At 70.5% G+C, this 26679-nt stretch carries 30 protein-coding genes; 11 read left to right on the top strand and 19 right to left on the bottom strand.

Going from position 1 to position 26679, the window contains the following annotated elements; translation table 11 throughout:
• The first annotated feature begins 228 nt into the window (after positions 1 to 228).
• The 6 genes from ABZS71_RS32890 to ABZS71_RS32865 all read left to right on the top strand — a co-directional run bounded on the left by ABZS71_RS32890 (position 229) and on the right by ABZS71_RS32865 (position 7280).
• The gene (locus ABZS71_RS32890) at positions 229 to 972 is read left to right on the top strand and encodes an ATP-binding cassette domain-containing protein (protein ID WP_356215927.1); all 744 of its coding nucleotides are present in this window, start codon (positions 229 to 231) and stop codon (positions 970 to 972) included.
• A 2-nt stretch (positions 973 to 974) separates the two neighbouring features.
• On the top strand, positions 975 to 2240 hold the full coding sequence (locus ABZS71_RS32885) for a hypothetical protein (RefSeq protein WP_356215924.1): 1266 nt from the start codon (positions 975 to 977) through the stop codon (positions 2238 to 2240).
• A complete protein-coding gene (locus ABZS71_RS32880; protein WP_356215923.1) occupies positions 2237 to 2830 on the top strand; it encodes a hypothetical protein in 594 nt (197 codons plus the stop codon). Before ABZS71_RS32885 ends, ABZS71_RS32880 begins: the two co-directional genes overlap by 4 nt.
• A 783-nt stretch (positions 2831 to 3613) precedes the next feature.
• On the top strand, positions 3614 to 4138 hold the full coding sequence (locus ABZS71_RS32875) for a PadR family transcriptional regulator (RefSeq protein WP_356215920.1): 525 nt from the start codon (positions 3614 to 3616) through the stop codon (positions 4136 to 4138).
• The gene (locus ABZS71_RS32870; protein ID WP_356215917.1) at positions 4135 to 4821 is read left to right on the top strand and encodes an ABC transporter ATP-binding protein; all 687 of its coding nucleotides are present in this window, start codon (positions 4135 to 4137) and stop codon (positions 4819 to 4821) included. The genes ABZS71_RS32875 and ABZS71_RS32870 overlap by 4 nt, the downstream gene beginning before the upstream one ends.
• Positions 4818 to 7280, top strand: coding sequence for an FtsX-like permease family protein (locus ABZS71_RS32865; protein ID WP_356215914.1), 2463 nt, complete (start codon positions 4818 to 4820; stop codon positions 7278 to 7280). Before ABZS71_RS32870 ends, ABZS71_RS32865 begins: the two co-directional genes overlap by 4 nt.
• Positions 7281 to 7358: 78 nt before the next feature.
• Here ABZS71_RS32865 and ABZS71_RS32860 read toward each other — a convergent pair whose 3' ends face one another.
• The gene (locus ABZS71_RS32860) at positions 7359 to 8318 is read right to left on the bottom strand and encodes a LysR substrate-binding domain-containing protein (RefSeq protein ID WP_356215910.1); all 960 of its coding nucleotides are present in this window, start codon (positions 8316 to 8318) and stop codon (positions 7359 to 7361) included.
• A gap of 137 nt (positions 8319 to 8455) precedes the next feature.
• Between ABZS71_RS32860 and ABZS71_RS32855 the strand changes: the two genes are divergently transcribed.
• Positions 8456 to 9010, top strand: a complete 555-nt coding sequence (locus ABZS71_RS32855; protein WP_355857798.1) for a peroxiredoxin — start codon at positions 8456 to 8458, stop codon at positions 9008 to 9010.
• A 13-nt stretch (positions 9011 to 9023) separates the two neighbouring features.
• Positions 9024 to 9563 carry an alkyl hydroperoxide reductase gene (locus tag ABZS71_RS32850; protein ID WP_355857795.1) on the top strand — a complete coding sequence of 180 codons (540 nt, stop codon included), beginning with the start codon at positions 9024 to 9026 and terminating at the stop codon, positions 9561 to 9563.
• Between the two features lie 96 nt (positions 9564 to 9659).
• Here the strand turns inward: ABZS71_RS32850 and ABZS71_RS32845 are convergent, their stop codons facing one another.
• From ABZS71_RS32845 to ABZS71_RS32835, 3 genes are all read right to left on the bottom strand, one after another.
• On the bottom strand, positions 9660 to 10094 hold the full coding sequence (locus tag ABZS71_RS32845) for an AAA family ATPase (protein ID WP_356215906.1): 435 nt from the start codon (positions 10092 to 10094) through the stop codon (positions 9660 to 9662).
• Positions 10095 to 10227: 133 nt separating this feature from the next.
• The gene (locus ABZS71_RS32840) at positions 10228 to 10443 is read right to left on the bottom strand and encodes a DUF397 domain-containing protein (RefSeq protein WP_356215903.1); all 216 of its coding nucleotides are present in this window, start codon (positions 10441 to 10443) and stop codon (positions 10228 to 10230) included.
• Positions 10419 to 11267, bottom strand: a complete 849-nt coding sequence (locus ABZS71_RS32835) for a helix-turn-helix transcriptional regulator (RefSeq protein WP_356215900.1) — start codon at positions 11265 to 11267, stop codon at positions 10419 to 10421. The genes ABZS71_RS32840 and ABZS71_RS32835 overlap by 25 nt, the downstream gene beginning before the upstream one ends.
• 116 nt (positions 11268 to 11383) lie before the next feature.
• On the opposite strand from ABZS71_RS32835, the gene ABZS71_RS32830 reads away from it, so the two are divergent.
• Positions 11384 to 11659, top strand: coding sequence for a hypothetical protein (locus tag ABZS71_RS32830; RefSeq protein WP_356215897.1), 276 nt, complete (start codon positions 11384 to 11386; stop codon positions 11657 to 11659).
• 78 nt (positions 11660 to 11737) lie between these two features.
• Here ABZS71_RS32830 and ABZS71_RS32825 read toward each other — a convergent pair whose 3' ends face one another.
• The 6 genes from ABZS71_RS32825 to ABZS71_RS32800 form a co-directional block, all read right to left on the bottom strand.
• Entirely contained in the window at positions 11738 to 12202 is a 465-nt protein-coding gene (locus ABZS71_RS32825) for a type I restriction enzyme endonuclease domain-containing protein (protein ID WP_356215894.1), read from the bottom strand.
• Between the two features lie 175 nt (positions 12203 to 12377).
• Entirely contained in the window at positions 12378 to 14027 is a 1650-nt protein-coding gene (locus ABZS71_RS32820; protein WP_356215891.1) for an AI-2E family transporter, read from the bottom strand.
• A gap of 136 nt (positions 14028 to 14163) precedes the next feature.
• Entirely contained in the window at positions 14164 to 14877 is a 714-nt protein-coding gene (locus tag ABZS71_RS32815) for a lytic transglycosylase domain-containing protein (protein ID WP_355855503.1), read from the bottom strand.
• Positions 14878 to 15302: 425 nt separating this feature from the next.
• A complete protein-coding gene (locus tag ABZS71_RS32810; RefSeq protein WP_355855506.1) occupies positions 15303 to 16637 on the bottom strand; it encodes a PhoH family protein in 1335 nt (444 codons plus the stop codon).
• Between the two features lie 393 nt (positions 16638 to 17030).
• Positions 17031 to 17792 (bottom strand): isoprenyl transferase, encoded by a 762-nt coding sequence (locus tag ABZS71_RS32805; RefSeq protein WP_355855614.1) that lies wholly within the window; start codon positions 17790 to 17792, stop codon positions 17031 to 17033.
• A gap of 337 nt (positions 17793 to 18129) precedes the next feature.
• Complete coding sequence (locus tag ABZS71_RS32800) at positions 18130 to 18876, bottom strand: prepilin peptidase (RefSeq protein WP_356215888.1); 747 nt, start codon at positions 18874 to 18876, stop codon at positions 18130 to 18132.
• Between the two features lie 66 nt (positions 18877 to 18942).
• Here ABZS71_RS32800 and ABZS71_RS32795 point away from each other — a divergent pair, with 66 nt between their 5' ends.
• Together ABZS71_RS32795 and ABZS71_RS32790 are read left to right on the top strand one after the other, a co-directional pair.
• Complete coding sequence (locus ABZS71_RS32795; RefSeq protein WP_356215885.1) at positions 18943 to 19410, top strand: DUF192 domain-containing protein; 468 nt, start codon at positions 18943 to 18945, stop codon at positions 19408 to 19410.
• A gap of 79 nt (positions 19411 to 19489) precedes the next feature.
• The gene (locus ABZS71_RS32790) at positions 19490 to 19894 is read left to right on the top strand and encodes a cold shock domain-containing protein (protein WP_356215882.1); all 405 of its coding nucleotides are present in this window, start codon (positions 19490 to 19492) and stop codon (positions 19892 to 19894) included.
• 77 nt (positions 19895 to 19971) lie between these two features.
• Here ABZS71_RS32790 and ABZS71_RS32785 read toward each other — a convergent pair whose 3' ends face one another.
• The 9 genes from ABZS71_RS32785 to ABZS71_RS32745 all read right to left on the bottom strand — a co-directional run bounded on the left by ABZS71_RS32785 (position 19972) and on the right by ABZS71_RS32745 (position 26493).
• Positions 19972 to 20619 (bottom strand): OmpA family protein, encoded by a 648-nt coding sequence (locus tag ABZS71_RS32785; protein WP_356215930.1) that lies wholly within the window; start codon positions 20617 to 20619, stop codon positions 19972 to 19974.
• A gap of 8 nt (positions 20620 to 20627) precedes the next feature.
• A complete protein-coding gene (locus tag ABZS71_RS32780; protein WP_355855521.1) occupies positions 20628 to 21218 on the bottom strand; it encodes a hypothetical protein in 591 nt (196 codons plus the stop codon).
• A gap of 30 nt (positions 21219 to 21248) precedes the next feature.
• The gene (locus tag ABZS71_RS32775; protein ID WP_356215879.1) at positions 21249 to 21896 is read right to left on the bottom strand and encodes a pilus assembly protein TadG-related protein; all 648 of its coding nucleotides are present in this window, start codon (positions 21894 to 21896) and stop codon (positions 21249 to 21251) included.
• An 8-nt stretch (positions 21897 to 21904) separates the two neighbouring features.
• On the bottom strand, positions 21905 to 22069 hold the full coding sequence (locus ABZS71_RS32770) for a hypothetical protein (protein WP_355855527.1): 165 nt from the start codon (positions 22067 to 22069) through the stop codon (positions 21905 to 21907).
• Positions 22070 to 22342: 273 nt separating this feature from the next.
• Entirely contained in the window at positions 22343 to 23236 is an 894-nt protein-coding gene (locus tag ABZS71_RS32765) for a DUF5936 domain-containing protein (protein ID WP_356215876.1), read from the bottom strand.
• A 12-nt stretch (positions 23237 to 23248) separates the two neighbouring features.
• Complete coding sequence (locus ABZS71_RS32760; RefSeq protein WP_356215873.1) at positions 23249 to 24187, bottom strand: type II secretion system F family protein; 939 nt, start codon at positions 24185 to 24187, stop codon at positions 23249 to 23251.
• Between the two features lie 8 nt (positions 24188 to 24195).
• Positions 24196 to 25569, bottom strand: coding sequence for a CpaF family protein (locus ABZS71_RS32755; RefSeq protein ID WP_356215871.1), 1374 nt, complete (start codon positions 25567 to 25569; stop codon positions 24196 to 24198).
• Complete coding sequence (locus ABZS71_RS32750; protein ID WP_356215868.1) at positions 25566 to 26048, bottom strand: TadE family protein; 483 nt, start codon at positions 26046 to 26048, stop codon at positions 25566 to 25568. The genes ABZS71_RS32755 and ABZS71_RS32750 overlap by 4 nt, the downstream gene beginning before the upstream one ends.
• Before the next feature lies 1 nt (position 26049).
• On the bottom strand, positions 26050 to 26493 hold the full coding sequence (locus ABZS71_RS32745) for a TadE family protein (protein ID WP_356215865.1): 444 nt from the start codon (positions 26491 to 26493) through the stop codon (positions 26050 to 26052).
• Positions 26494 to 26679 lie beyond the last annotated feature (186 nt).

Genomic DNA, 26679 nt, shown 5'->3' with positions numbered 1-26679 from the left:
TCTGGCACAACGACAAGGAAGGGCAACCCATCAAGCGGTCACTGATCGCCTACGATCACTAACCGCGACGGCACCCCTTGGACTCATTCATCTAGAACCCGAAGACAGTACGGCACGTCTTCACAGGTGCCCCGGTGCAGGCGGGCTCTGCCTGCACCGGGGCACCTCCCGCTCCGCTCCCTCACTACAGCCTCCTCGGGGTCACCCTGGCGGCGGATTGTGCGGCTCATGGCCTTGGAATTCCGCGGTGTCTCCTTCCGGTACAACCGGAAGACGACCGTGCTCGATGGCTTCGACCTTCGCGTCAGCAGTCCGGCGACGGTGCTGCTCGGCCCGAACGGGGCGGGGAAGTCCACGCTGATGGCGCTGGCCGCTTCCCAGCTCAAGCCCCTGGACGGCGCGGTCACCTGGAAGGGGCGCAGCCCCACCGCCCGCAGGGAGGTGACGGCGTACCGGAAGGCAGTGGCCTGGCTGCCGCAGCACATCACGCCCGTGCCGGGGCTGACCGTGCGGGAGCAAGTCGCCTACGCCGGCTGGCTCAAGGGCATGAACCGCACGGATGCTTGGAGGGCATCGGCTGTCACGCTCGGCCGTGTCGGCCTGGACAAGCTCGCCAACCGCCGCAGCCACCAGGTCTCCGGCGGCCAATTGCGCCGGATGGGCATCGCCGGAGCCCTCACCCACCACAGCGAGCTCATCCTCATGGACGAGCCGACCGCGGGCCTGGACCCCACCCAGCGCAAGGTCTTCCGGTCCTTACTCGAGCAGCTCGCCGATGACGTCCACATCCTCGTCTCCACCCACCAGACCGAAGATCTGGCCGACCTCTACCAGCACGTGGTCGTCCTGGACCGGGGCACGGTGCGCTTCCACGGCACCACCGCCGAATTCCACGCCATGGCCGACAGCGCCCAGGGCCCCCGCGAACGCGCGGAAGCCGCCTACACCCAGCTCGTAGGCGAGGAGATCTGACCGTGCTGCTGCGCACCATCGTCCGCGTCTCGTCGGGCACCCGACTTCTGCCGTTTCTGGCCGGCTTCATCGTCATCGCCCTCAGCGACAACTTGTCCGAGTGGGTTACGCCCCACTACTGGCTCTCCGCCACCGGCACCGCGACCCTCGCGCTGTCCTTTGTGGGCCCCGCGTGTGCCGGAGCCGGAGCCTGGGAAGGAAGCCGGCTCAGGCGCGCGCGCATCTCCGACCAGAACGCGGTCCGATCGCCTCTGGCCATCGCCTTCCCCCTCCTGCTGCCGGCTTTCGTGATGGGCGTAGTCGGCATGGCCGCGGCCCTGCTCGTCTCCGCGGCCGCCGCCGACGTCGGCATCGGCATGCCGAATCCCGGCATCCTCGCGGTCGAAGCGGTGCTCATCGCGGCCAACACCCTGGTCGGCTTCGTCATGGGCCGTCAGTGGGCTCCGGTCATCGCGGTGCCGGTCACGCTGATCGCGAGCTTCGTCGCCAACGCCTACCCGGTCTCCTGGAGCATCGTGTGGATCCGGCACCTCGTGGGCGGAGGACTGCAGGACTGCTGCATGCTCGACCAGAGCCTGGACGTATGGGCGCTGGTGAGCGCGGGAGCATTCGCTACCGGGGTCTGTCTGTCCGCCGCCGTGCTCATCCAGTACCGCAAGGCCGTCCCCGCCATCGTCGCCGCGGCCGCGCTGCTCGCCGCAGGGTTCGCAGGCGGTGCCGCCTCCGCCCACGGCATGGGGGCGGACCCGGTGACCTCCCGCGCGACGAGCGACCTGGAGTGCGACCACGGCCGGCCCCGCATCTGCCTGTGGCCCGAGATGGACCGAGCCGGGATGGTCCGCGCCGAGTCACGCAAGGCCGTCGAGAGGCTCCGCCGGGCCGGCGTCGTGGTGCCTGCCACGTTGACCATGGCGGACCGGCCCCGCTCTGACGAGACCAAGCTGGCCATTGGCCCCGGTATCAGCGCCGTCGGTGTGCCCACAGGTGTAGCGGCAGGGCTGCTTCCGCAATCTCCTGCGTGCGCGGACAACGGGGAGCACTACCCGGGCGCTGACGCTTACGGCCCCGTCGGAGCGTGGCTTTCCCTCACCGCCCGCGCCTCGCCCCGAAGCCTCACCAACCGGGTCTCACCGCCGGAACTAGCCCTCGCTCAGCATGTCCTCAAGCAGTCCCGACAGACCCAGCTCGCCTGGTACGAGCGCAACACCCGCGCCATGCGATCCTGCAACGTACGCCCCCAGTTGGGCATCGACGGGAGCCACGGATGAACTGGTGGCTGAAGGCCCGCGCTGTTCCCGCGCTGAGTGTGTCCGTCGTCCTGACCAATGCGGTGGGACTCCTCATGGGCAACGCCGAACTTCCCGTGCCCGTCCTGACCGGCCAGTCCGGACACTTCCTTGTCGGCCACCTCATCACGCTGCTGCCCGCGGTGATGCTGCTCTACGGCATGGGACGCGGCGACCTGCGCACCGAAAGCGTCGCCTGCCGGCCCGTGCGGAGGTGGGACGCCGCACTCGGCTCGGCGGTCGCCGCCACCGGGGCGGGGATGGCAGCCCTCTGTTACGCCCTGGGGGCCGACAGCATCGCCTTGGTACTGGGGCGCAACATCGCCGGATACGTCGGCCTCGGCCTGCTGCTGTTTCCCTTCCTCGGCCACCGCATCGCGGCTGTCACCGTCGCCGTCGTGCCCCTTGTGTGCGCGGCGGCCGGCTGGAGAAGCGGAGGGGGCCCCGCGCCATGGGCCTGGATCCTGTATCCCGCAAACTCCCTGGTCGCCCCGGCCATCACGGCAGCCATCGTCCTCGTAGGGATTCTTGTTTGCCTCACACGACAGGACCCTTTGCCGTCCACTCGCTGAGGAAGCTGTCAGCACCGATGGTTCGCGACAGACCTGACGTTGCTCCCTCAACCGAAGCACGGCCGCCGACCCCACGGCTGTAGCGGCCGGGGCCGCGTCCCAGTCTGCTTTCCCAGAACCAGAGACAGTGCCACTCGGAACCGCCGGCGAGACGTTCTCCTACCGGTGGTGCGGCCCGGGTCAGGTGATGCGTCTGGTGGGTTCACCACGCAGCAGGTCGGGGCGGGCGTCGGCGATCGCGAAGGCCCGCCTGAGCCCTTCTACCAGTGGCCGGTCGATGTGGTAGAGCCAGGCCCGCTCGTTCCGCTGGAGAAGCCGGGATGCGCCGTTCGGGCCGATACGGCGCCGTACGGCCTTGATACTGGTCAGCGATCCAGCGCACCTTCGGTGCGCGCCGGGGGCGTGGTAAATGCCGTGGCGCGCGCCGGGTGCTTCTGTCTGATGTGGGCTGTTGCTGGTTCGGGATCGTGGTGGGGTTCGTTCCGGCCGAAACCGATGTCTCTGTGATGCCGGTGAGCTCGCAGGTCAGCGTGGTGCTGGGGGCTGCGCAGCGCCAACGCGCAGATCGAGTTCCCGCTGCGCAAGGCGCTCGCGGACGCGGGCCGGCTGCCCGGTGCGGTGCGGCCGATCCCCCGCCGCGGCCGTCCGCCGCGCGCCCCCTCCGGCGACACCGACGACGCACCGGAGTAGCAAGAGGCCCCGCAAAATGCCGTTGACCTGCTGCGACACACTATTCACCGCAGCTATACACGCGACGTATACGCATGGTGTAGAGTCCCGGGCATGTCAATCGGCCACACCCTGCTCGGACTCCTGGAGTCCGGCCCGCGCCATGGCTACGACCTCAAGCGGGCCTTCGACGAAAGATTCGGACACGACCGTCCGCTCCACTACGGGCAGGTCTACTCCACCATGTCCCGTCTGCTGAAGAACGGCCTCGTCGAGGTCGACGGCATCGAGCACGGTGGTGGCCCCGAGCGCAAGCGCTACGCCATCACCGACGCGGGCATCACCGATGTGGAGCACTGGCTCTCCCAGCCCGAGAAGCCCGAGCCCTATCTCCAGTCGGTCCTCTACACCAAGGTCGTCCTCGCGCTGCTCACCGGGCGCGACGCCGGCGATCTGCTCGACGTCCAGCGCGCCGAACATCTGCGCCTGATGCGCGACCTCACCCAGCGCAAGCGCGGCGGTGACCTCAGCGACCAACTCATCTGCGACCACGCCCTCTTCCACCTCGAGGCCGATCTGCGCTGGCTGGAGCTCACCGCGGCCCGCCTCGGCCAACTCGCCAAGGCGGTGCGTTCATGACTCCGGCGGGCTCTCTGCTGATAGCCAATGGCCTCCACAAGTCGTACGGCCACACCCCCGCGCTCGACGGCGCGGACTTCTCCATCCACCCCGGCGAGGTCGTCGCCGTCATGGGCCCCTCCGGCTCCGGCAAGTCGACGCTGCTGCACTGCCTGGCCGGCATCGTCCGGCCGGACTCGGGCTCCGTCCACTACAGCGGGCGCGAGCTGTCCGCGATGTCGGACGCCGAGCGCAGCCGTCTGCGCCGCGGCGAGTTCGGTTTCGTCTTCCAGTTCGGCCAGCTCGTCCCCGAGCTGAACTGCGTGGAGAACGTGGCGCTGCCGCTGCGGCTCAACGGCGTCAAGCGCAAGGAGGCGGAGTCCCGCGCGCTGTCGTGGCTGGAGCGGCTGGAGGTCGCGGACGTACGGAACAAGCGGCCCGGCGAGGTCTCCGGCGGCCAGGGGCAGCGCGTCGCCGTAGCCCGCTCGCTGGTCACCGGCCCGCGGGTGCTCTTCGCCGACGAGCCGACCGGCGCGCTCGACTCCCTCAACGGCGAGCGGGTGATGGAGCTGCTCACCGAGGCCGCCCGGGACACCCGCGCCGCCGTCGTACTCGTCACCCATGAGGCGCGGGTCGCCGCCTACTCCGACCGCGAGGTCGTCGTGCGCGACGGCAAGGCGCGCGACATGGCGGGGGTCCGATGAGCGGCCCGGACGGCGGCCGGGCCGCCACGGCGCCCACCCTGACGCCCGTTCCCCCCATGCCTGCCGCCCCCGAGCCCCGCCGCCGCGTCGGCATCGCCCGCTGGGCCGCCGATCTGGCCATGGGCGGGCGCTTCGCGGTCACCGGCGGCCGGGAGAGCTGGGCCCGGACGATCATGACGGCGGTCGGCGTCGGCCTCGGCGTGGCGCTGCTGCTCCTCGCCTCCTCCGCCCCCAACGCGTACTCCCTGCGCGGCGAGCGGAGCGACGCACGCGCCGCACTGGGCTTCCAGACCGACCCCGTGCCGGGCCCCGGCACGATCCAGCTCGGCCGGGCCAACACCACCTACCGGGGCGCGGACATCGAGGGCCTGGTGATGTCGCCGGACGGCGCGCACCCGCCCCAGCCGCCGGGCATCGGCCATATCCCGGCCCCCGGTGAGATGTGGGTCTCGCCCGCCCTGAAGAAGCTGCTCGCCTCGGGCGACGGGAAGCTGCTCCGCGAGCGCCTCCCGTACCGCACCATCGGCACCATCGACGACAGCGGACTGTCCGGCCCGGCCGACCTCCGCTACTACGCGGGGATCAGCCAGAAGGCGTTCGCCCACATCAACGGCTACCACATCGACCGCTGGGGCACGAAGAACGTCGGCAAGCCCCAGCCCCTGAACCCCGGGCTGCTGCTGCTGGTCGTCGTCGGCTGTGTGGTCCTGCTGCTGCCGGTGCTCATCTTCATCGCCACCGCCGCGCGCTTCGGCGGAGAGCGGCGCGACCGGCGGCTGGCCGCGCTGCGGCTGGTCGGCGCCGACAGTCATATGACCCGGCGGATCGCCGCCGGTGAGTCGCTCTTCGGCTCACTGCTGGGGCTCGCCGTCGGCGGTGTGCTGTTCCTGCTGATCCGGGAGTTCATCAGCACGGTCACGCTGTGGGACGTCAGCTTCTTCGCCTCCGACATCCGGCCGTCCGGCCTGCTCGCAGCTCTGATCACGGTGACCGTGCCCGCTTCGGCCGTGATCGTCACCCTGGTCGCCCTGCGCGGGATCACCATCGAGCCGCTGGGTGTCGTCCGGAACGCCACCCCCAAGCGGCGCCGTCTGTGGTGGCGGCTGCTGCTGCCGCTCCTCGGCATCGGTCTGCTGCTGCCGCTCGCGGGCGGCTTCGGGCCCGGCAGCGGGAGCAGCAGCGACACCAAGGCGTACCAGGCGGCCATCGGCGCCATCCTGCTGCTCGTCGGCCTCACCGCGCTGCTGCCCTGGCTTGTCGAGGCCGTCGTCGAGCGCTTCGGCAAGGGCCCGGTGCCCTGGCAGCTCGCCACCCGCCGGCTTCAGCTCAGCAGCGGCACGGCGGCGCGCGCGGTCAGCGGCATCACGGTCGCGGTCGCCGGGGCGATCGCGATCCAGATGCTCTTCACCACCGTGCAGAACGACAGCACCAAGGAGACCGGCCAGGACCCGCACCGCACCCAGATGATCGCGAACGTCCGGGTGGAGACCGGCGCCCAGGCCCGCGCGGCCTTCGACCGGTACCGCGGGACCAAGGGCGTCAAGGATGTGCTCGGCTTCACCGAGGGGTACATCGCCGACGCCCACAGCAAGGAGAAGGACCGGACGAGCATCGCGACCGATTCCCTCACCGTCGCCGGCTGCCCGGCACTGCGCGAGGTGGCCCGCGTCACCAGCTGCGAGGACGGCGATGTGTTCGTCATCAAGCGGTCCGGCTCCTCCGCCTACTACGACCCCGGGGCGGACTTCGCCAAGCCCGGCGCCCAGGTCAACCTCAACATGGACCCCTCCGGGTACACGCCGAGCGCCACGAAGAAGCTGTGGACGATCCCCCGCTCGGCCAAGCTGGTGGGCAGCCGAACCGACCCGACCGGCAGTGAGCGCACCGGCATCCTCGCCACCCCCGGCGCCTTCGATGTCGCGGACCTGGACCAGCCGCGGGCGGTGGCCATGCTGCGGCTGGATCCGAAGGTGCCGGACGCGGCCGAGTTCACGCGCAACACCAGCGCGGCGCTCGACCCGACGATGGATGTGATGACGCTCTCCAGCACCTCGGAGTCCTCCCAGTTCGCGACGATCCGCCGCGGCCTGTTCATCGGCGCCACCGCGACCCTGCTGCTCATCGGGGCCAGCATGATCGTGACGACCCTGGAGCAGCTGCGCGAGCGCAGGCGGCTGCTGTCCGTCCTGGTCGCCTTCGGTACTCGGCGTGCCACCCTCAGCTGGTCCATCCTGTGGCAGACCGCGGTCCCGGTGGTCCTGGGCCTCGCGCTCTCGATCGCGGGCGGACTGGCGCTCGGCGCGATGCTGCTGAAGATGGTCGACCAGCCGCTGGCCGTCGACTGGTCCAGCCTCGGCGCCATGACCGGCATCGGCGCGGGCGTCATCCTGCTGGTGACCTTCGTCAGCCTTCCTCCCCTGTGGCGCATGATGCGGCCGGAGGGTCTGCGTACGGAGTGAGGACGCGCCGCGTCCTTGGCTCCGGGGCCGTTCCCACCTGCGGGAACGGCCCCGGAGCCGCGTCCTGGCCGGTCAGGCTCACCGGTTCACGATCCGCACCGGCAGCGGCCGCAGCGCCTCCCGCAGCGCCTCCGCCAACTCCTCGAATTCCCCCTGGCGCGCGGCGCCCACGCGCATGGCCAGGGCGATCCGGCGGGCGGGCGCCGGGTCGGCGAAGTCGCCGGTGGCGAGGTGGTCGCCCCGGCCGGTCTCGACGCGTAGCGCGGTGCGCGGCAGCAGCGTCACCCCGAGCCCGCCCGCGACGAGCTGCACCAGCGTGGAGAGCCCGGCGGCGCTCGTCGTCACCGGCGCGCCCTCGGGCCGGCCCGCCTCGCGGCAGATGTCCAGGGCCTGGTCGCGCAGGCAGTGGCCCTCGTCGAGCAGCAGCAGATCCAGCTCCTTCAGCGCCTCGCGCGGAATGTCGGCGCGCCCGCCCAGCCAGTGGTCCTGCGGCGTGACCAGGACGAAGTCCTCTTCGAAAAGCGGCAGCTCGACGACGCCGGGGGCGCCGAGCGGGACAGCGAGCAGCAGCAGATCGAGCCGGCCCTGGGCGAGCCCGTCCAGCAGCGAGGCGGTCTGCTCCTCGTGCACCTGGAGATCCAGCCGCGGATAGCGCCGGCGCACCAGCCGCAGCACGGTCGGCAGCAGATACGGCGCCACGGTCGGGATCACCCCGAGCCGCAGCACCCCCGTGAAGGGCGCCCGCGCCGCCTCGGCCTCCTCCTGCAGCGCGCCGACCGCCTCCAGTACCGTGCGGGCACGGACGGCGAGCCGCTCCCCCGCCGGGCTGAGCAGTACCTTCCGCGTCGTACGCTCCAGCAGCTGGACGCCCAGCGTCTCCTCCAGAGCGGCGACGGCGCCCGAGAGCGCGGGCTGGCTCATGCCGATGGCGGCCGCAGCGTCGCGGAAGTGCAGATGCTCCGCGACCGCGGCGAAGGCTCTGAGCTGGGACAGGCTGGGCTGCCGCGACTTTCCGGCCGGTGTGGCTGATGCGGCCACTGATAACCACCTCCAATCAACACCACCGAGTCTAGCTATTTCACTGATCAATGCCCGGTGTGCCATGGTGGGCACCGTCCAACCCCAGGAAACCTGATCAAAAGGGGTTTCCTACGCGAAAGCTGCAAGGAGAGCGCGTGCTCACTGTCGGTGACAAGTTCCCCGAGTACGACCTGACCGCCTGCGTGTCGCTGGAGAGCGGCAAGGAGTTCGAGCAGATCAACCACAAGTCCTACGAGGGCAAGTGGCGCGTCGTGTTCTTCTGGCCGAAGGACTTCACCTTCGTCTGCCCGACCGAGATCGCCGCGTTCGGCAAGCTGAACGACGAGTTCGCCGACCGCGACGCGCAGATCCTGGGCGTCTCCGGCGACTCCGAGTTCGTCCACCACGCCTGGCGCAAGGACCACGCCGACCTGCGTGACCTGCCCTTCCCGATGCTGGCCGACTCCAAGCACGAGCTGATGCGCGACTGCGGCGTCGAGGGCGAGGACGGCTTCGCGCAGCGCGCCGTCTTCATCGTGGACCAGAACAACGAGATCCAGTTCACCATGGTGACGGCCGGTTCCGTGGGCCGTAACCCCAAGGAGGTCCTGCGGGTGCTGGACGCCCTGCAGACCGACGAGCTGTGCCCGTGCAACTGGACCCAGGGCGAGGACACCCTCGACCCGGTCGCCCTCCTCTCCGGTGAGTGAGGCTTGAGCTGATATGGCACTCGACGAGCTGAAGTCCGCGCTTCCGGACTACGCCAAGGACCTCAAGCTGAACCTCGGTTCGGTGATCGGCAACTCGGAGCTTCCGCAGCAGCAGCTGTGGGGCACCGTGCTCGCCTGCGCGATCGCCTCGCGCTCGCCGCGCGTGCTGACGGAGCTGGAGCCGGAGGCCAAGGCCAACCTGTCGCCGGAGGCGTACACCGCCGCCAAGTCGGCGGCCGCCATCATGGCGATGAACAACGTCTACTACCGGACCCGGCATCTGCTGTCCGACCCGGAGTACGGCACCCTGCGCGCGGGCCTGCGGATGAACGTCATCGGCAACCCGGGCGTCGAGAAGGTCGACTTCGAGCTGTGGTCGCTCGCGGTTTCCGCGATCAACGGCTGCGGCATGTGTCTCGACTCACACGAGCAGGTGCTCCGCAAGGCGGGCGTGGACCGCGAGACGATCCAGGAAGCCTTCAAGATCGCCGCCGTGCTGCAGGCGGTCGGCGCCACCCTGGACGCCGAGAGCGTCCTGAGCGCCGGCGCCTGAGCCCAACAGGCACATACGGCACATACGAAGGGGCGCCCCACCGATCCGGTGGGGCGCCCCTTCGCGCTGTGATCCTTGCCTCATGCGGACCAGACGTCACGTACGGTTTTGCCGTCCGCCACCCACTCGCGGGCCTTCGTATTGCATCGCGTCAGCTCCCGCGTGAGCTCCTCCGACGCCGGAGTCCGCTGGATCGGGATCACACGTCCACGTCAGCCCGAGAACCTGCGGCCCGTCCGGCGCCCGCCCCCGGCCGCGCAGCACGTCAAGCGACGGGTCGCGGGTGATGTACGCCTGCGCCCAGCCCTCCCGCTCCCCCTGGGAGACCCATCCGCTGAAGTCCGACACCAGGGTGCGGGCTACGGAGGGTCCGCCGAGCGCGACGGCCAGAGCCTTGAGCAGTGTGGTCTTGCCCGAGCCGTTACGGCCCGCCATGACGATCCACCCGCCGCCATCGGGGAGGGTGAGATTCACCGTACGGGGGCCCGTGAACCCTCTGATGTTCGAGAGGCCGACCTTCGTGACGTGCACCTGTGACTCCTCGCCTCCCGGCGCCTCCCGGCCGCCCACCCCACCCACTTGGCGCGCTCGCCTTCTCATGGTGCGGTGACACTGCGAGTCGCGGCGTGAACTGGGCTGAACGGTCCGGGGAGTGGGTCGGTCGTCAGCCCCCGATGCGCGCGGCCTTCACCTCGGCGATGAACGCGGCCCAGGCGGGGGCCTCGAATATGAGCGCCGGGTGGTGGGGGTTCTTGCTGTCCCGGACGGGAACGAGGCCGGGGTAGCCGTCGGCGACCTCGACGCAGTTGCCGCCGTCGGAATTGCTGTAGCTGGACTTGCGCCACTGCACGGCGCTCAGGTCTGGGCGGGGGGATCGCATGTTGTGGAGTCCTCCATCACTTGGCGAATAAACGCCACGGTCTCCCGAGGCGAGAGAGCCGAGTCTCGCAGCAGATCGTAGGACAGCTTCAGCTGCTCCACATCTGCCGCATTCTCGACAAGTTCGCCGGTTTTACTGCTCTCCACATAACCCACGGACCTGCCGTCCGACAGCCACAACACCGTGAGCGAACCACCGAGCAGGTCGTGTAGCCCGGCTGCGAAGGGCAACACCTGAAGCGTGACGTTCGGCCACTCGGCCGTCTGCACTAAGTGGTTCAACTGCTGCTCCCACATCTTGGGATCACGAGTCGGCCGCCTCAGCACTGCCTCGTCAAGGACTGCCCGGTAGTGCGGTGGATCGTCGCGGGTCAGCAGATCCTGCCTGCCCATCCGGGCCGCGACATGCTCCTCAAGATCGTCTTCACTCCGAGGTCGCCCCACCTGGAAAACCTCCCGCGCATACGCCTCGGTCTGCAACAGCCCCGGCACCGTAGCTGCCGAGTACTCATAGCGGACGGTGGCCGTCGCCTCCAGCTCCATGAAGCGCTTGTACTTGTCGGGGAACACGTCCTCGCGGGCCAGTTCCCACAGCATCGCCAGGCGCTCCCCCGTCCCGTACACCTTGTCCAGCGCGGCGATGACCTCGGGGGATCCGATCCGCACCCCGGTCTCCAGCTTGTGCAGGTACGTACGGTCGTAGGTCGTCTCATCGGCCAACTGCCCCAGCGACTTGCCGGACTCTGCCCTCAGCCGCGCCACCTCGGCGGCCAGCAACCGCCGCGCGGACGGCTTGCGTCCGGAAATGCTCTTGCGTGCGGGCATCACAACCCCCTGTGTTCCTTGCCTCCTTGGCGACGCTCACCCACTGTCGACCCTAGCCATTTCCGGCCACTCTGGAGACGCAGACAGCAACACTGAGTAATGGAAGGCCGGATGACATGGCGTCTTACAACCCCGCACGCGGATGGCGGCTGGATCGCATCCCCGGCAAGCGCGTCACGCAGACCGGCGCCGCCGACCAGGGGGTGTCACTGCCTCTGTGGGTGGTCCGCGACGGTGAGCACAAGGGGGACGGCCAGCTCCGACTGAGCCCCATCGAGGCCGAGCAGCTGCACGCTGAGCTGTGCTACGTCCTCGGCGACTCCTGGACGCCCGGTGAGATCCCGCCGTGCCGTGAGGGCAAGGGAACGTCCCCAGCGGTGCGGTGGCCGTAAGCGGTGGCGTTGGGACAGGGGTCACCATCGCGTCGGCGCCTCCCTGTCCCAAACCCACCGCAAACCGAAGCCCGGGGTTCAGGCCCACTCCTCGGCCTTGACCTCGGTCTGCTTCAGCACCCGCTCAATGGCCTCGGGCTGCCGGTCCGGCGGATAACCGAAGCGCCGCAGCAGGCGCTTCACCTTGGCCCGGATACGGTCACGGGCCTGCTCGCGCACCTTCCAGTCGATGGTGACGTCATTGCGGACCTGTTCCACCAGGGCCTTCGCGATCTGCGCGAGAATGCCCTTGCCCATTTCCTCAACGGCCGAAGGGTTGGCCGCCACCACCGCGTCATAGAACGCCAGCTCGTCCTCGGTCAGCCCCAGTTCCCGCGCGCGCTCGCGGTCGGCGGAGATTTCCCGAGCGACCTTGACCAGCTCCTCGATGACCTGGGCGGAGGTGAGCAGACCGTTGGTGTAGCGGTTCATCACCGCCTTCATCTTCTCGGCGCAGGAGTGTGGCGTGGTCGGCGGCCAAATGCCGGTGGTGAGTCGGTTCATGATGCATGATTCCGGTTTCGGAGCCTGCGCAGATGCTGTAACTCGCTGTGGAGCGCGGTCCGCCTGCCCCGGAAACCCGGGAAGGCACGGTGCGGCGCCGGTCGCCACAGATGCGTTTCGTAGTCGTTGCGGCCACCACCAGATGGCCGACCCTGTCCACGCGGCTTCCGACGTCTCACACACCACCCTGGCCCGGCGGGGCGGTGGGCGCGGTGGGCGCGGTGCCGGCGGCGCGCAGAGCGCTTTCGCGGCTGTACGCGCGCAGATACCCGACGGCCGTATTGGCGACCGCCACCAGCGGTACGGCCACCACCGCGCCGCCGATGCCGCCGATCAGCGAGCCCCCGGCGACCGAGAGCACCACGGCCAGCGGATGGACCCGTACCGCCCGGCCGAGGATGAAGGGCTGCAGCACATGGCCCTCGAGCTGCTGTACGGCCAACACCACCACCAGCACCATCGCCCCCGTGAACACGCCCTGGGTGACCAGCGCGACGACCACCGCGAGCGCGCCGGAGACCACCGCGCCGACGAGCGGGATGAAGGCGAAGAGGAAGATGAAGACGGCCAGCGGCACCGCCATGGGGACATCGAGGAAGAAGAGCCCGACGCCGATGAAGATCGCGTCGATCAGCGCCACTATCACCGTGCCGCGCACATAGGCGGTCAGCGTGGCCCAGGCGCGCGGCCCCGCACCCGCCACGCCCTCACGGGCCGCGGCCGGGACGAGCTTGAGCGTCCAGTCCCAGATCCTCGGGCCGTCGTACAGCAGGAAGAGCGTGCTGAACATCGTCAGCAGAATGCCGGTCATCACCTCGACGACGACCGTGACGCCCTCGAGCCCGGCCGAGGTGATCTCGTCGGTGTTGGCGCCGACCGCCTCGCGCAGGCTCTTGGCGACATGGTTGATCTGCTTCTCGGTCACATGGAACGGGCTGTGCAGCAGCCAGCGCCGCAGATCGTCGATACCGGCCTGGACCTTGCTGGAGACGTCGTCGATGTTCTCCATGACCTGCCAGACCACGAACCAGACGACCAGGCCCATGATGACGAAGCCGGCGATGAAGGTGAGCGAGGTGGCCAGGCCGCGCGGCACTCCGCGTCGGCGCAGCCGGGTGACGGTGGGCTCCAGCAGCGCGGTGATGAGCAGGGCGACTGTGAAGGACAGCACGACCAGTTGGACGGAGCTGATGACCTGCATCAGCACCCAGACCGTCCCGGCGAGCACCAACAGCCGCCAGCCCGCCTCGGCGGCGACCCGGACGCCCCAGGGGACGGCGGCGACCGGATCGGGTTTGGCGGCGACGGCGGGGGCGTAGGCGGGCGGGGCGGGCACGCTGGGGGGCTCCGGCCGGCCGGCCCCGCCCTCCCCGGCGCCTGAACCGGCGCCCCCGCCCGCGCCCCCGCCCGCGCCCTTGTCAGCGCCCTCGCCCGCGCCCTTGTCAGCGCCCTCGCTCGCGCCCTTGCCCGCGCCCTTGTCGGCGCCCTCGCCCGCGCCCTTGTTCGCGCCCTCGCCCGCGCCCTTGCCCGCGCCCTTGTCAGCGCTCGTCCGGGGCCGCTCATGGGCGCCCTCCGCCGCACCCCCAGCGGCGCCCTCCGCCGCGTCCTCACCGGCGGTACCGGCGCCTTCTGTCGCTCCCGCTCCGGCGCCCGCTCCGGCGCCCGCCCGGGCGCTCTCGTCGGGGCGGGGCGCTCTACGGGGCTTGTGCGCCCCCTCCGCGTGGCCTTCTCGGCCCCGCATCTCCGCTTCTTGGGACTCGAGCCGGTGGGCGAGCCGGGTCAGGCCGGCTCCCAGCCTGCCAACCCACTGTGGCAATCTGGACATTTCTCTTTCCCTACCCCCAGTTCCCCCTCGGCCGTCGGGGAGACGTTACCGGCTGAGGACAGCGCGAAACCCCCGACCGGTGTACGGCCGGGGGTTTCGGGAAGCTCGTCTGCGTGGCCGGGTGGGCCGGGGCCGATCAGTAGTAGTGGTTGGCCTGCCAGAACGACCAGGCGGCGCAGGGGCTGCCGTAGCGGTCGTTCATGTAGCCCAGACCCCACTTGATCTGAGTGGCCGGGTTGGTCTTCCAGTCGGCGCCGGCCGAGGCCATCTTGGAGGCCGGCAGCGCCTGCACTAGACCGTACGAACCCGATGAGGGGTTGGTGGCCTGGTAGTTCCAGCCGCTCTCGTGGTCCACGATGTTGCTGAAGCACTGGAACTGGTCGCCGGCGATCATCTGGCGCGCCATGGCCTGGGTCTCGGCGATGGTGTACGAAGCCTTCTGCACGAAGTCGCCGGCGTCACGCGTGGCCGAACGGCTCGCGATCTGCTGCTTCTTCTTTGCCTCGCGCTCCTTGGCCAGCTTCTCGGCAGCTGCCTTGTCCGCGGCGGCCTTCTTGGCCTTCGCGTCCTGGGCCGCCTGCTTGCGGGCCGATTCCTCGGCGGACTTCTTCGCCTCCGCGTCTGCTGCGGTCGACTGAACATCCGCCTGCTGCGTCAGGGATGCGGTCTGTGCCACGGCCTGCTGCCCGGCGGGTATGTCCGCGAGGAGCGTCGAGTCGGCGGCCGTCGCCTCGATCGGGTCGGACGAGCTCTGCTGCTCGCCACCCGCGGCGACACCGACGACAGCGCCCACAGTGGTGACCGCGGTGGCCGAGGCCACTGCGAATCCCCGGACCGAAATCCGGCTCACTCGGTGTTCCTTCCAGCATCGCCCGCTTAGGTGACCTCGCGGGCGCAATCGTGCCCCTGGCGCTGGCTTCCCCTTGTTCCTCCCCCGCAAGGCGAGGTCGGCTGGTCACGGGAGGCACTGGCCCGGTGGGCCCTCCCGCAGGAGAGCCGCAAGGTGCTCGGGCGGCATACGGCGAACGCTCTTTAGTTCTGGTGCTGCTGCGGTTCTGTACCGCTGGGGGTACTGGTGTGCCGTATGCGGGGCCTGACAGGACCCACACACTGCCGGACGCGGCGCCCCCGAGGCAATTCCCCGATAGGTGTGAAAGCTCACACCCCGTTTACGCCTGGGATTTCTGGAAATCCCGGCGCAGCAAGACGCCGCACGGCTAGGCTCATTGGCCTTTCCGCGCGGCGTCCTGGCGCCCTATATCGGACTCAACCGGCTCAGATGTGGCCGTCCTCCAGCATTTCGGTCACCAGCGCCGCGATCGGCGATCGCTCGGACCGGGTGAGGGTGACATGCGCGAACAGCGGATGCCCCTTCAGCTTTTCGACCACCGCCACCACGCCGTCGTACCGCCCGACGCGGAGGTTGTCGCGCTGCGCCACATCATGGGTGAGCACCACCCGGGAGTTGGCGCCGATCCGGGACAGAACGGTCAGCAGCACGTTCCGCTCCAGTGACTGCGCCTCGTCCACGATCACAAAGGCGTCATGGAGCGAACGGCCGCGGATATGGGTCAGCGGCAGGACCTCCAGCATCCCGCGCCCCACGACCTCCTCGATGACCTCGGCGCTGGTCACCGCGGACAGCGTGTCGAAGACCGCCTGAGCCCATGGGCTCATCTTCTCGGCCTCGCTGCCGGGCAGATAGCCCAACTCCTGCCCGCCCACCGCGTACAGCGGGCGGAAGATCATCACCTTGCGGTGCTGATGCCGCTCCAGCACGGCCTCCAGACCCGCGCACAGCGCGAGCGCCGACTTTCCGGTGCCGGCCCGGCCGCCCATCGAGAGGATCCCGACCTCCGGGTCGAGCAGCAGATCCAGCGCGATGCGCTGCTCCGCGCTCCGCCCGTGGATGCCGAACACCTCCCGGTCGCCGCGCACCAGCCGCACCTGCCCGTCCGGGGTGACCCGGCCCAGCGCCTTGCCGCGCTCGGACTGGAGCACCAGACCGGTGTGCACGGGCAGTTCGGCCGCCTCGGGGAGGTACGCCGTCTCGGCGGCGAACAGATCGTCCACCTGTTCGGCGGAGACGGCGAGCTCCGCCATCCCCGTCCAGCCCGAGTCGGTGATCGCCAGCTCCGCGCGGTACTCCTCGGCGAGCAGCCCCACCGAGGACGCCTTGATGCGCAGCGGCAGGTCCTTGGATACGACGGTGACGTCATACCCTTCGGCCTGCAGGTTTCTGGCGACCGCGAGGATCCGCGAGTCGTTGTCCGGCATGCGGCCGTGGTTCAGGAAGGCCGCGGGCAGGATTCCCGGGTCGGAGTGGTTGAGCTCGACACGCAAAGTGCCGCCCAGATCGCCGATCGGGATCGGAGCGTCGAGACGGCCGTACCGGATGCGGTACTCATCCAGCAGGCGCAGCGCCTGCCGGGCGAAGTACCCGAGCTCCGGATGGTGCCGCTTGGCCTCCAGCTCCGTGACCACGACAACCGGCAGCACGACTTCGTGCTCCTCGAAGCGGGCCATGGCGTTCGGGTCGGCCAGCAGGACGCTGGTGTCGAGGACATAGGTGCGCCGGTCGTGCTCGCGGCGTTTCTTGCTGGTCACCACGGGTGGACGAACCCCCTCGGGAGAGGTTGGGGTGCGACGGCGTCGCGGGAGTGGGGTCACCCCGCCGTAGACGGGGGACGGACCGGGCTCAGGCCCTACTGGGAGGGCCGAGCGCCGGCCCTCCGCGTCATACGCACGATCCGCACAGTCGTCCGTGTGCAAAGGGCCTCCCGGGCGAACGGCCCGATGCCGTCCGCTGGCAGTTCGACGCCCACTGGACAGTGGGACAGGGCGTCGACCTGTATTGGATATTCCCTCGAACGTGCGGAGCCATGCAACGGCATATGACGGCGCGTATATGAACGTTGCGAAACCTGCGTGACACACGAGGCCGGGGCCGGACGCCGTGCGGCGTCCGGCCCCGGCCGGTGAAGTGCGGTGCGCGGTAGGGGACTAGCTGCCGTACCGGCGGTGGCGCGCCGCGTAGTCGCGCAGCGCGCGGAGGAAGTCCACCTTGCGGAAGGCGGGCCAGAAAACTTCACAGAAGTAGTACTCCGAATGGGCGCTCTGCCACAGCATGAAGCCGGAGAGCCGCTGCTCACCGCTGGTGCGGATCACCAGATCCGGATCGGGCTGGCCGCGGGTGTACAGGTGTTCGGAGATGAGGTCGATGTCGACGACCTCGGCGAGCTCCTCGAAGGACGTGCCCTTGGTGGCGTGGTCGAGCAGCAGCGACCGCACCGCGTCGGCGATCTCCTGGCGACCGCCGTAGCCGACGGCGACATTGACCAGTATTCCGTCGATGTGGTCGGTGACCTGCTCGGCCTCCTTGAGGACCGTCTGGGTGCGGGCGGGCAGCAGATCCCGGTTCCCCACGTGGTGCACCCGCCAGCGGCCGTCGGCGGCCAGATCGCGCACGGCGCCCTCGATGATGCTGAGGAGGGGGACCAGCTCCTCCTCGGGGCGGTCCAGATTGTCGGTGGAGAGCAGCCAGAGCGTGACGACCTCGACGTCCGTCTCGTTGCACCAGCCGAGCAGCTCCTGGATCTTGCTGGCGCCCGCCTTGTGCCCCTGCTCGGCGGTGCCGCCGGCCGCGCGGGCCCAGCGGCGGTTGCCGTCGAGGATGACGCCGATGTGCTTGGGCACCTGGGCGTGGTCGAGGCGGGCTTCCACCCGGCGTGCGTAGAGCCCGTACACCAGGTCGCGCAACTTCACGTCTTCCAGCCCCTCAGTGCCTCGCATGGCTCGCCATGGCAGTCCGCCCCCAAGGCCGACACCCTACTGCTGGGCGGAAGGACTGGCGAACCGGGGGAGGCCGTACGAGGTCCCGGTCCACCGTGGTGACCACCGCGGCGACCCCACTGCGAGGCGTAACGCTTCGTAATCGACCGTGTGGCCTACGTACCGCCCGTAACAGTGCGATACCCCCGGAATAAAGCGGGCCGGTCCGTGGGGGGGAGTACGGACCGGCCCGAGGGGGGGTTCCCACCATAACCCTTCGTGAGCGGATGTCCATGCATCGACGGGGGTGACAATCGGCGCGGCGCTGACGTCATCCGGCCCCGAGCGCCCCCAGCACCAGCCCGGCGCACGCCCCGAGGATCATGAATGGGCCGAACGCCATGGCGGTCTTACGCCCAGCTCGCCGGGTCAGTACCAGGGCCACGGCGTAGCACGAGCCCAGCAGCAGACCGGCGAAGGCACCCACGAAGAGCACGTCCCAGCCGTACCAGCCGAGCGCGACCCCCAGCGTCAGCGCCAGCTTGACGTCGCCGAACCCCATACCGCTCGGGCTGATGAGGAACAGCACCAGATACCCGCCGCCCAGCACCGCCCCGCCCAGCAGCGCCCGCGTCCAGGAGCCCGCGCTGTGTGGCAGCAGCGCCGCCGCGCCGAGCAGCGTCGCGGCCCCGGCGGCCATCGGCAGGGTCAGCACGTCCGGCAGCCGGTTCACCGCCAGGTCCACCGCCGCGAGCAGCACCCCCAGCGGGGCGAGCAGCAGCCACACCGCCAGCTCGGGGCGCGCGCCTACGGCCGCCGCGAGCCCCGCGCACACCAGCGCGGTCAGCGCCATGGCGGGCGCCGGGCCCGCCCCGTACGCCCGTTCGCCGTCCCCGCAGCCGGGGCAGCGGGCGGGGCCGAGCCAGCCGCGGGCCGGGCCGGTGAGGGCGTGCCCCCGCGGACAGGCCGCACGCCAGGGGTCCTCGGGCTCGACGGCCAGCCGGTAGAGCGGGCGGGGCACCAGCAGCCCGGCGGCCGCTCCGTACGCGGCGGCCAGGGCGATCAGCAGCGGATCCACGGCCCGAGCCTACGGAAGCGGCGGGGCGGTGGAACACTGCGCGGAGGGGCGGAAGGGGGCGCGGACATGGGGCGCTGGCGCGACGGCACGGCGACGCTGCGCGTGCTCGGGGACGGAACGGGGGCGGGAGACCCGGAGGCCGGGCCGGACGCCGGGCCTGGAGCCGGGCCGGACGCCGGGCCGGAGAGCGGCCCGGAGGGCGGGATTCCGCTCATCGTCGCCGCCTCCTACCGCGCCCGCGCCCGCGGCCTGCTCGGCCGGGACGGGCTGACCGGCGCGATCCTGCTCACGCCCGCGAGCGGCGTCCACACCTTCCGGATGCGGTTCGCCATCGACGTCGCCTATCTCGACCGCCGGCTGACCGTCCTGGCCGTCCGCACCATGCGCCCCGGCCGGCTCGGGCGCCCCCGTCCGCGCGCACGCCATGTCCTGGAGGCCGAGGCGGGCGCATGGGAGCGCTGGGGGGTGCGTCGGGGCGTACGCGTCGCGATCACCCCCGGCGCTTCTGCGCCGCCTCCGCCTTCGCTAGGCTGATGTGCCGGTGCCATGGTTGGGACACCCTCGATCGCGGTCGAGGTCGCTGAGGTAGAGGTACAGGGGTAGGGGTAGCACGTTGACGACAACTGGCAAGATTCTGCGGTTCGACGAGTTTCGCGGCTATGGCTTCATCGCGCCGGACGACGGCGGCGAGGACGTCTTCATGCACGCGAACGACCTTCTGGACGAGAAGCATCTGTTCCAGCCCGGATCGAAGGTGCGGTTCGTCCCCGAGTACGGCGACAAGGGCCCCAAGGCGTCCGAGGTCCGCATTGTCGAGCGCGCCGCCACGGTCGTACGGGCCCCCGGGCCGGACGCGGGCGACGACACCATGTGCGATGTGCTGTCGGTCAACGAGTTCCGGCAGGAGCTGACCGAGGCACTGGTAGAGGTGGGCGGCAGTCTGACCGCCGATCAGATCAAGCAGGTGCGTCGGCGCGTCATGGAGCTGGCCCAGGCGCACAACTGGATCGAGTCCTGAGTCCCCGTTGATCGCGGGGTCCATGGTGCGGCGGCGGCGCGGGCAGGGAGTCGATCCATGCACCTGAGGCGGCCCGCTCAGCCGGTGCGCGGGAAGCTGACCTCCACTCGGCGGTTCTTCTTGCGGCCCTCCTCCGTCATGTTGTCCGCGATCGGGTACTGCTCGCCGTAGCCGCGGATCTGGTAGTTCACGGAGGCGTCGAGGTCCTCCGCGAGCGCCTGCTGCACCGCGTTGGCCCGCTTCTTCGACAGCTCGATGCCATGCCCCGCCGAGCCCAGGTCGTCGGTGAAGCCGAAGACCCGCACATTCTTCGCGGCCTGCCGCTCGGCCTCCGCGGCGATCTCCTTGATACGGGCGCTCGCCGCGCCCCCGAGCTTCGCGCTGTCCTTGTCGAAGAGCACCTCGGCCTGGAGGGCGAACTTCACCTTCGCGTTGGTGTCCTCGCGCCGCTCGTCGCCGTCGTCCGTCTCGACGACGGACTTGATGTCCAGGACCCGGCCGGGCGCGAGCTTGGCGCCCTCCGGCATCCGCAGATCGGAGTCCTTGGCGTCGATCCTCACGGGCGGGGTGGTGTCGGCGGGCGCCCCGGGGCCGCTGTCGGCGTGGGCGGCCGGGGCCGGGACGGCGGTCATCCAGAGCGCGGTGGAGGCGAGCGCGGCGAGGACGGGGCCGCACCGCGGACCGCGGGCCGCCGCACGTGTCCTACATGGTGTCCGTGTCGTCATGGTGTCGCTCATCCCGAGAGCTTGACGCTGACGGACGGCATCGTCGGGATCTGGAAGTCGACCTGCGTGACACTCTTCGGCGGGGCCGGGAACTGCGCGAACAGCGGACGGCTCTCATCCGGCTTGATCCCGGAGAGGCCCGTTGTACACAGGCACTGGCCATCGGTGTCCCGGAGCACCAGATACCGCTTCTTGCCGCCCTCGTCGACCAGGGACGCGCCCGACACGGACGACGGGGACTTCACCTCCGTCTCCTTCGAGCGCCAGTCGATCGCGTTGAACAACTTGCTCCCGTGGTTGGTGACGGTCCCGTTCACCGTGACGAAGCCGCCGCCGTCGCGCACCGCGGAGTGCAGGGTGACGACGATCCCGCCGGGCCCCTTGATCTCGCCGATGGTCTTGGAGGAGTCCGCCGCGGGCTCCTGTCGCCCGCCGTCGTCCTCCTTGGCCGCGGTGGACTTCTGCGGCGAGCCGCCGTCCGGCTTCTTCCCGCCGCCGCCGTCGCCGCTGCCGCACCCCGCCACGGCGAGGGCCAGGGCCGCGGCGAACGCCGTCGCGGCGGCCCCCCTCCGGGCCTTCGTCGTGTGCCGCATGCTCATGGCTCGCTGTCCTTACTCTTCGTTCGCTCGTCAGTCGGCAAGGTGCACGGAGAAGAGGTCTTTGGCGTCCGGGAAGAGATCGAGACGCGCCGGGTCGATGGCCAGATCCTTGCCGTCGCAGGTGAGGCCGATGGGCGGCTTCTTCCCCTGGTCGTCGCCGCCCTTTCCGCCGTCGGACGGGCTGGGCGTGGGGTCGGGCAACGGCACCGTACAGCGCGGCGTGACGACCGCCTTGGCCTTCGCCGTCGCGTGCCGGCTCTCCGTGCCCGGGATGACGGACTCGCCGACGGGCTTGTTGGTCCGGACGGTCACGGTGAAGGACGTCGGCAGATAGTCCGGTACGCATCCATCGCCGGTGAGGGCCGCGTCGTTCTGCGACGCGAACCACTGCGCCTGCTCACACGCGGCCCCGGCCCCGGGCCCCCGCCCGTTCAGCAGGTCGTCCCAGGCGCTTCCGTTCGCGATCGCCCCGATGAACCCCTTGCGCAACTGATCTCGGTAGTCCTGCGCCGCCGCGAGGGCCGCCGCGTCGGCGGCGGTCTGCCCGCCGTTGCGGGTGGCGCCCGCCTGGCCGACGGCGAAGAGGGCGAGCGCGAGGAAGAGCAGGCCCGCCACGGCGGTGATATAGATCGGAAAGGCCTGCCCGGCATCGCTTCTGATGTCTCCGCGGGCTGTCACGGGGCCGGTCAGATGCCGACGACCTGCGCGATCTTGTCGGAGATGGCGTTTGCGATCATGCTGCCGAAGTCGGTGGTCGACAAGACCAGGACGATGGCCACCACCACGGCGATGATGCCCAGGTATTCGATCGAGGTCTGCCCCCGGTCGTTCCCCGTAACGCGCTTCCCCATTGTGTTCCCCTCCATGGGCTGCCGTCCCACTCTGGTCCGGCGACTCAACCCCCGTGGTGTCGCTCGCGACACGAGCAAAGTACGCCGAAACACCGGCCCCGGAACAGTGCCCCAGGGACCATTGCCTTCCCCATGCCCAGCGTTCGAACCGTGGACGTACGCTCCGGCCACCGCGGCCCATCGGTCTCACCCCCTCCCGGCCGAGGAGTCCTCAATCGACGACTGTCCCACACTGAATTGCAACCGCGAAGGGAATTCACCCAAAAGAGACCGTCAGTCCCCGGTGACCGACCCGAAGTCCGTCCCCGAGCCGATGAAGAACCCCGCGACGAGCAGCACCATCGTCCCGGGCACCATGAAGGTCGTGATGACCATGGTCGCCTTGGGCACCGCGCGTGCCGCGCGCCGCCGGGCGTTCTGCGCGTCCGTACGGCGCATATCGTTCGCAATGGCGATCAATGTCTCGACGATCGGCGCGCCCAGCTCCTCGCCCTGCTGAAGCGCGGTGACGAACTGGGCGACCTGCTCCGAGTCATTACGTTTACGTAGTTCCTCGAACGCCTGCCGCCGGCTGACCCCCATGTCCATTTGCCGAAGCGTGATGCGAAGTTCATCCGCCCACGGGCCCTCGTACTTCTCCGCGACCCGGTCCAGCGCCTGACGGAAGCTCAATCCGGCGCTCACCACGACCGCCAGCACATCCAGGAAGTCCGGCAGCGTCCGCTCGATCGCGTCCTTGCGCTCGCGCACCGCCGCCCAGATGCCGACCTCGATCCAGAAAAGACCGAACGCCACCAGCACCAGGGCCAGCAGGACCTGGCCCTTCATCAGCATCACCAGCGCGCCGCCGAAGCCGAGGGCCCCGTACACCGCCCGCCGGGCCGCGTAGCGGTCGACCGTCAGCCCGCCCGGGTTGCCCGCCAGATCGATCCGGCGCCGCACCCTGGCCACCCGCTTCTCGCCCATCAGCCGCAGCACCAGCGGGGCGTAGCGCATGCCCAGCCGGTCGACGGCCGAGCCGACCGCGGTCGTCCGCGACGATCCGACCTCCAGCGCGACGGCCAGATCGCTCGGCAGCTTGGCCTCGCTGCGGTAGAGGGCGACGCCGTAGGCGAGGCCTGCCACCGACAGGCCGGCGGCCAGCGCCAGCAGCACTCCGATTGCCATACCGTCCGCCCCTCAGACGTCGATCTTGGACATACGACGGATGAGGAAGAAGCCGATCCCGTACAGGGCGAAGGCCACGACCACCGCGGCCTGGCCCCAGAAGGACGAGGTCATCCGGTCCAGGGAGCCCGCCGAGATCCTGTTCATCAGCAGCAGCGTCCCGATCCCCATCAGCGGGACGACATACGCGGTGACGGTGACCTGGGAGAGCTGGGTGCGGACCTCGCGCCGCGTCTCCTTGCGCTCCTCCAGCGTCTGGGTGAGATTGCGCAGCGAGCTGACCACGGTCCCGCCCGCCCGGTTGGACAGCACGAGCGTGGTGACCAGCACCACCAACTCCCGGGAGGGCAGCCGCTCCGCGAGCTCCTCCAGCGCGTCGTCGATCGAGTGGCCGACCGCCAGCTTGGCGGCGACCTTGGCCAGCTCCTCGCCCGCCGGCGCCTCCATCTCGTCCGCCGCCATGCTCAGCGCCGTGCGCAGCGCGAGCCCCGCCTGGGTGGCGTTGGCCAGGATCCGGGACAGCTCGGGCAACTGGTTGATGAAGCGCTCGATCCGCTTCTGCCGCTGCCAGTTGAGGAAGCCGAAGGCGCCCCAGACGGCGATCACGGCCGCTATCGGCCCGAAGAAGGCCGCGAGGAGGGACGCCGCGACCAGCCACAGCCCGACCGCCGCCGTGGCCGTGTAGACGAAGAACTCCCCGGGGGTGATGTCCAGCCCCGTCGCCGCCAGCCGCAGCTCCAGCCTCCGGCCCACCGAGGTCGTCCGCAGCCGCCGGTCCACCAGGGCGAAGCGGCGCGGGCGGCCGGAGCGCGGCAGCGGGCCCGCGTCCGACAGCCGGTCGATGAGCGCGCGCTGCTGCTCCTTGCCCCGGGCGTAGGTGTGCACGCCCGCGACGCCCAGCGCGCCGCACACCAGCGTCGCGCCGACGGCCGCCATCGCCAGATGGTCCATGCGCCCTGCTACCTCCGGTCCCTGGGGTCGTACGCGGGTCGGTCGTACGCGGCGCCGCGGGTGGCCAGCTGCGCCGGGAAGGCGGCCACCCCGAAGGCCGGCGGCACCGACTCGCTCGCCAGCCGCAGCCGCTCCGCGACCCGCTCCGGGAGCGGGAAGTACGAGAACCGCCCGTGCACGACCCGGTCCGCGCCCATGGGCAGGGCGTCGAAGCGGCAGACGGTGGCGATGCGGTACTCCTCGTGGCCATGGCTGTCGAGCAGCGCGATCTCGCTGATCCGCCGCGAGCCGTCGGCGTGCCGGACGAGCTGGACGATGCAGTCCACGGCGCTGTTGATCTGGTCCCGCAGCGCCTCGTACGGGATCGCCACATCCGACATCGAGGCCAGGGTCTGGAGCCGCATCAGCGCGTCCTCGGCGCTGTTGGCGTGGACGGTGGCCAGCGAGCCGTCATGGCCGGTGGACATGGCCTGGAGCATGTCGAGCGTCTCGCCGCCGCGCACCTCGCCGACGATGATGCGGTCGGGGCGCATCCGCAGGGAGTTGCGGACCAGATCGCGGATGGTGATCCGGCCCATGCCCTCGACGTTCGGCGGCCGGGATTCGAGCCGGATGACATGGGTCTGCTGCAGCTGGAGCTCGGCGGCGTCCTCGACGGTGATGATGCGCTCGCCGTCGGGGATCAGCCCGGAGAGGGCGTTGAGCAGGGTGGTCTTGCCGGAGCCGGTCGGCCCCGACACCACGACATTGAGCTTGGCCCGCACCAGCGCCGCCAGCAGCATCAGCATCTGCTCGTCCAGCGTCCCCATGCCGATCAGCTCATGCAGGGTGTACGCGCGCGGGAAGCGGCGGATGGTGAGCGTGGCCCCGGTGAGGGCCAGCGGCGGGATGATCACGTTGACCCGCTCCCCGGACGGGAGGCGCGCGTCGACCATCGGATTCGACTCGTCCACGCGGCGGTTGACCGTGGAGACGATCCGCTCGATGGTCTGCATCAGCTGCTCTTCGGACGCGAACCGGACGGGGACGAGCTCCACGCGGCCCGCCCGCTCGACGAAGATCTGGTCCGGGCCGTTGACCATGATCTCGGTGATGGAGGCGTCCTCCAGGAGCGGTTCCAGCACCCCGAGGCCGAGCGCCTCGTCCACCACCCGGCGGATCAGCTGGGAGCGCTCGGCGGTCGACAGGACCGGGCCCTCGCGGCTGATGATGTGGCCGAGCACCCGCTCCAGCCGGGAGCGGCGCTCGGCGGCGGCGAGCGAGGACATCTCCGCGAGGTCGATCTCCTCCAGGAGCTTGGCGCGGTAGACGGCGACGAGATGCCCGTCCTGGCGCCCCTCACCGGGTCCCTCGGGCGCGGTGATACGGGCCCGCAGGCTCATCGCTGTCCTCCCATCGCCGCCGGCCCCGCGCCGTCCGGCTCGTCGCAGGGCATCGTGGCCCTCTTCTCCGCGCTGCCGAAGTCGAAGCCCGGGATGACCGAGGGGATGTCCACGGTCGCGGTGGCGTGCGCCTCGCCGCCACCGCAGCCGCCGCCGCTGATGCTCGCCCCGTCGGCCAGCCAGCCGCTGATCGCCTCCAGCCCGGCGGCGGCCGGGCTGGTGCGCGGCTCGTCGAGCGAGGCCGTACGCGCCGCCGCGCGGGCCGCGGTGCCGGCCTGCTGTACGGCGTAGGCGGCGATCCCGAGCTGGACGGCGGCCAGCGCGACGAGCAGCAGGATCGGCAGAAAGCCGAGGAATTCGATGGACGCCGACCCCCGCTCCCGGGCCCGTTCCGCGTCCGGCCGGGCGGCGCCTGGGGCGCCGGGCCCGGCGGCACGCGGACTTGGGTGCGGGGGGTCGTCACGCAGGCGGCTCTTCATGTCACTGCCCCTCGCCCGCCAGGTCCGTCTCGTCCGCCGCGCCCGCCGTACCCGTCACCGTCCACGGGAAGTCGGCGGCCCCGGGGAAGAGCACCGGGACCTGCAACCGCACCGTCACCTTGTACACGGGGCCGCTGCCCCGGCCGGGGCAGGTGATGTCGGCGCTCCACGAACCGGGGATGTCCTTCTGCGCGGCCTCCTGGCAGGCGCCCGGCCCCCCGGACGCGCCCGCGCGCGCCCCCTTGTCGGCCGAATTGCCCGCCAGCGAGTACGTGTAGCCGACCAGCACCAGCTGCCAGATCACGGCGAGCACGATGAGGACCAGCGGAAGGACGCCGAGGAACTCGACCGAGACCTGCCCCCGGTCGCCGCCGCCCCGCTTGCGCAGGAACCGGCCGGTGGTGGACGGAGCGATCTCGTTGAGCGCGTCGGTGCCGTCGCCCACGCTCCCCTCCCCCGCCGCGTCGCCGGCCGCCCCCGGCGCCGCCCCTATGGCACGGCGCCGCCGCAGCCCCGGCAGCGAGCGGTCGCCGGCGCCTCGATCTGCAGCGGGTGCTCCAGTTCCTGCCGTTCTTCGTGATCGGCCTGTGCATGAAGCCCGAGCACTTCCAGCTGATGCGGCGGCGCCAGG

It is taken from the genome of Streptomyces sp. NPDC005393 (assembly GCF_040606675.1).
Classification (GTDB): Bacteria; Actinomycetota; Actinomycetes; order Streptomycetales; family Streptomycetaceae; genus Streptomyces.
Note: the sequence above shows the minus strand (reverse complement) of the source record. Positions and strands in the feature narration are given on the sequence as shown.

Coding starts and splice junctions, on each gene's coding strand:
- ABZS71_RS32880 (WP_356215923.1), top strand. CDS start 2,237: ATGAACTGGTGGCTGAAGGCCCGCGCTGTTCCCGCGCTGAGTGTGTCC.
- ABZS71_RS32870 (WP_356215917.1), top strand. CDS start 4,135: ATGACTCCGGCGGGCTCTCTGCTGATAGCCAATGGCCTCCACAAGTCG.
- ABZS71_RS32820 (WP_356215891.1), bottom strand. CDS start 14,027: ATGTCCAGATTGCCACAGTGGGTTGGCAGGCTGGGAGCCGGCCTGACC.
- ABZS71_RS32780 (WP_355855521.1), bottom strand. CDS start 21,218: ATGAGCATGCGGCACACGACGAAGGCCCGGAGGGGGGCCGCCGCGACG.
- ABZS71_RS32765 (WP_356215876.1), bottom strand. CDS start 23,236: ATGGCAATCGGAGTGCTGCTGGCGCTGGCCGCCGGCCTGTCGGTGGCA.
- ABZS71_RS32760 (WP_356215873.1), bottom strand. CDS start 24,187: ATGGACCATCTGGCGATGGCGGCCGTCGGCGCGACGCTGGTGTGCGGC.
- ABZS71_RS32750 (WP_356215868.1), bottom strand. CDS start 26,048: ATGAAGAGCCGCCTGCGTGACGACCCCCCGCACCCAAGTCCGCGTGCC.
- ABZS71_RS32785 (WP_356215930.1), bottom strand. CDS start 20,619: ATGACGACACGGACACCATGTAGGACACGTGCGGCGGCCCGCGGTCCG.
- ABZS71_RS32755 (WP_356215871.1), bottom strand. CDS start 25,569: ATGAGCCTGCGGGCCCGTATCACCGCGCCCGAGGGACCCGGTGAGGGG.
- ABZS71_RS32875 (WP_356215920.1), top strand. CDS start 3,614: ATGTCAATCGGCCACACCCTGCTCGGACTCCTGGAGTCCGGCCCGCGC.
- ABZS71_RS32865 (WP_356215914.1), top strand. CDS start 4,818: ATGAGCGGCCCGGACGGCGGCCGGGCCGCCACGGCGCCCACCCTGACG.
- ABZS71_RS32890 (WP_356215927.1), top strand. CDS start 229: ATGGCCTTGGAATTCCGCGGTGTCTCCTTCCGGTACAACCGGAAGACG.
- ABZS71_RS32795 (WP_356215885.1), top strand. CDS start 18,943: ATGGGGCGCTGGCGCGACGGCACGGCGACGCTGCGCGTGCTCGGGGAC.
- ABZS71_RS32770 (WP_355855527.1), bottom strand. CDS start 22,069: ATGGGGAAGCGCGTTACGGGGAACGACCGGGGGCAGACCTCGATCGAA.
- ABZS71_RS32830 (WP_356215897.1), top strand. CDS start 11,384: ATGGCGTCTTACAACCCCGCACGCGGATGGCGGCTGGATCGCATCCCC.
- ABZS71_RS32840 (WP_356215903.1), bottom strand. CDS start 10,443: ATGCGATCCCCCCGCCCAGACCTGAGCGCCGTGCAGTGGCGCAAGTCC.
- ABZS71_RS32850 (WP_355857795.1), top strand. CDS start 9,024: ATGGCACTCGACGAGCTGAAGTCCGCGCTTCCGGACTACGCCAAGGAC.
- ABZS71_RS32835 (WP_356215900.1), bottom strand. CDS start 11,267: ATGCCCGCACGCAAGAGCATTTCCGGACGCAAGCCGTCCGCGCGGCGG.
- ABZS71_RS32825 (WP_356215894.1), bottom strand. CDS start 12,202: ATGAACCGACTCACCACCGGCATTTGGCCGCCGACCACGCCACACTCC.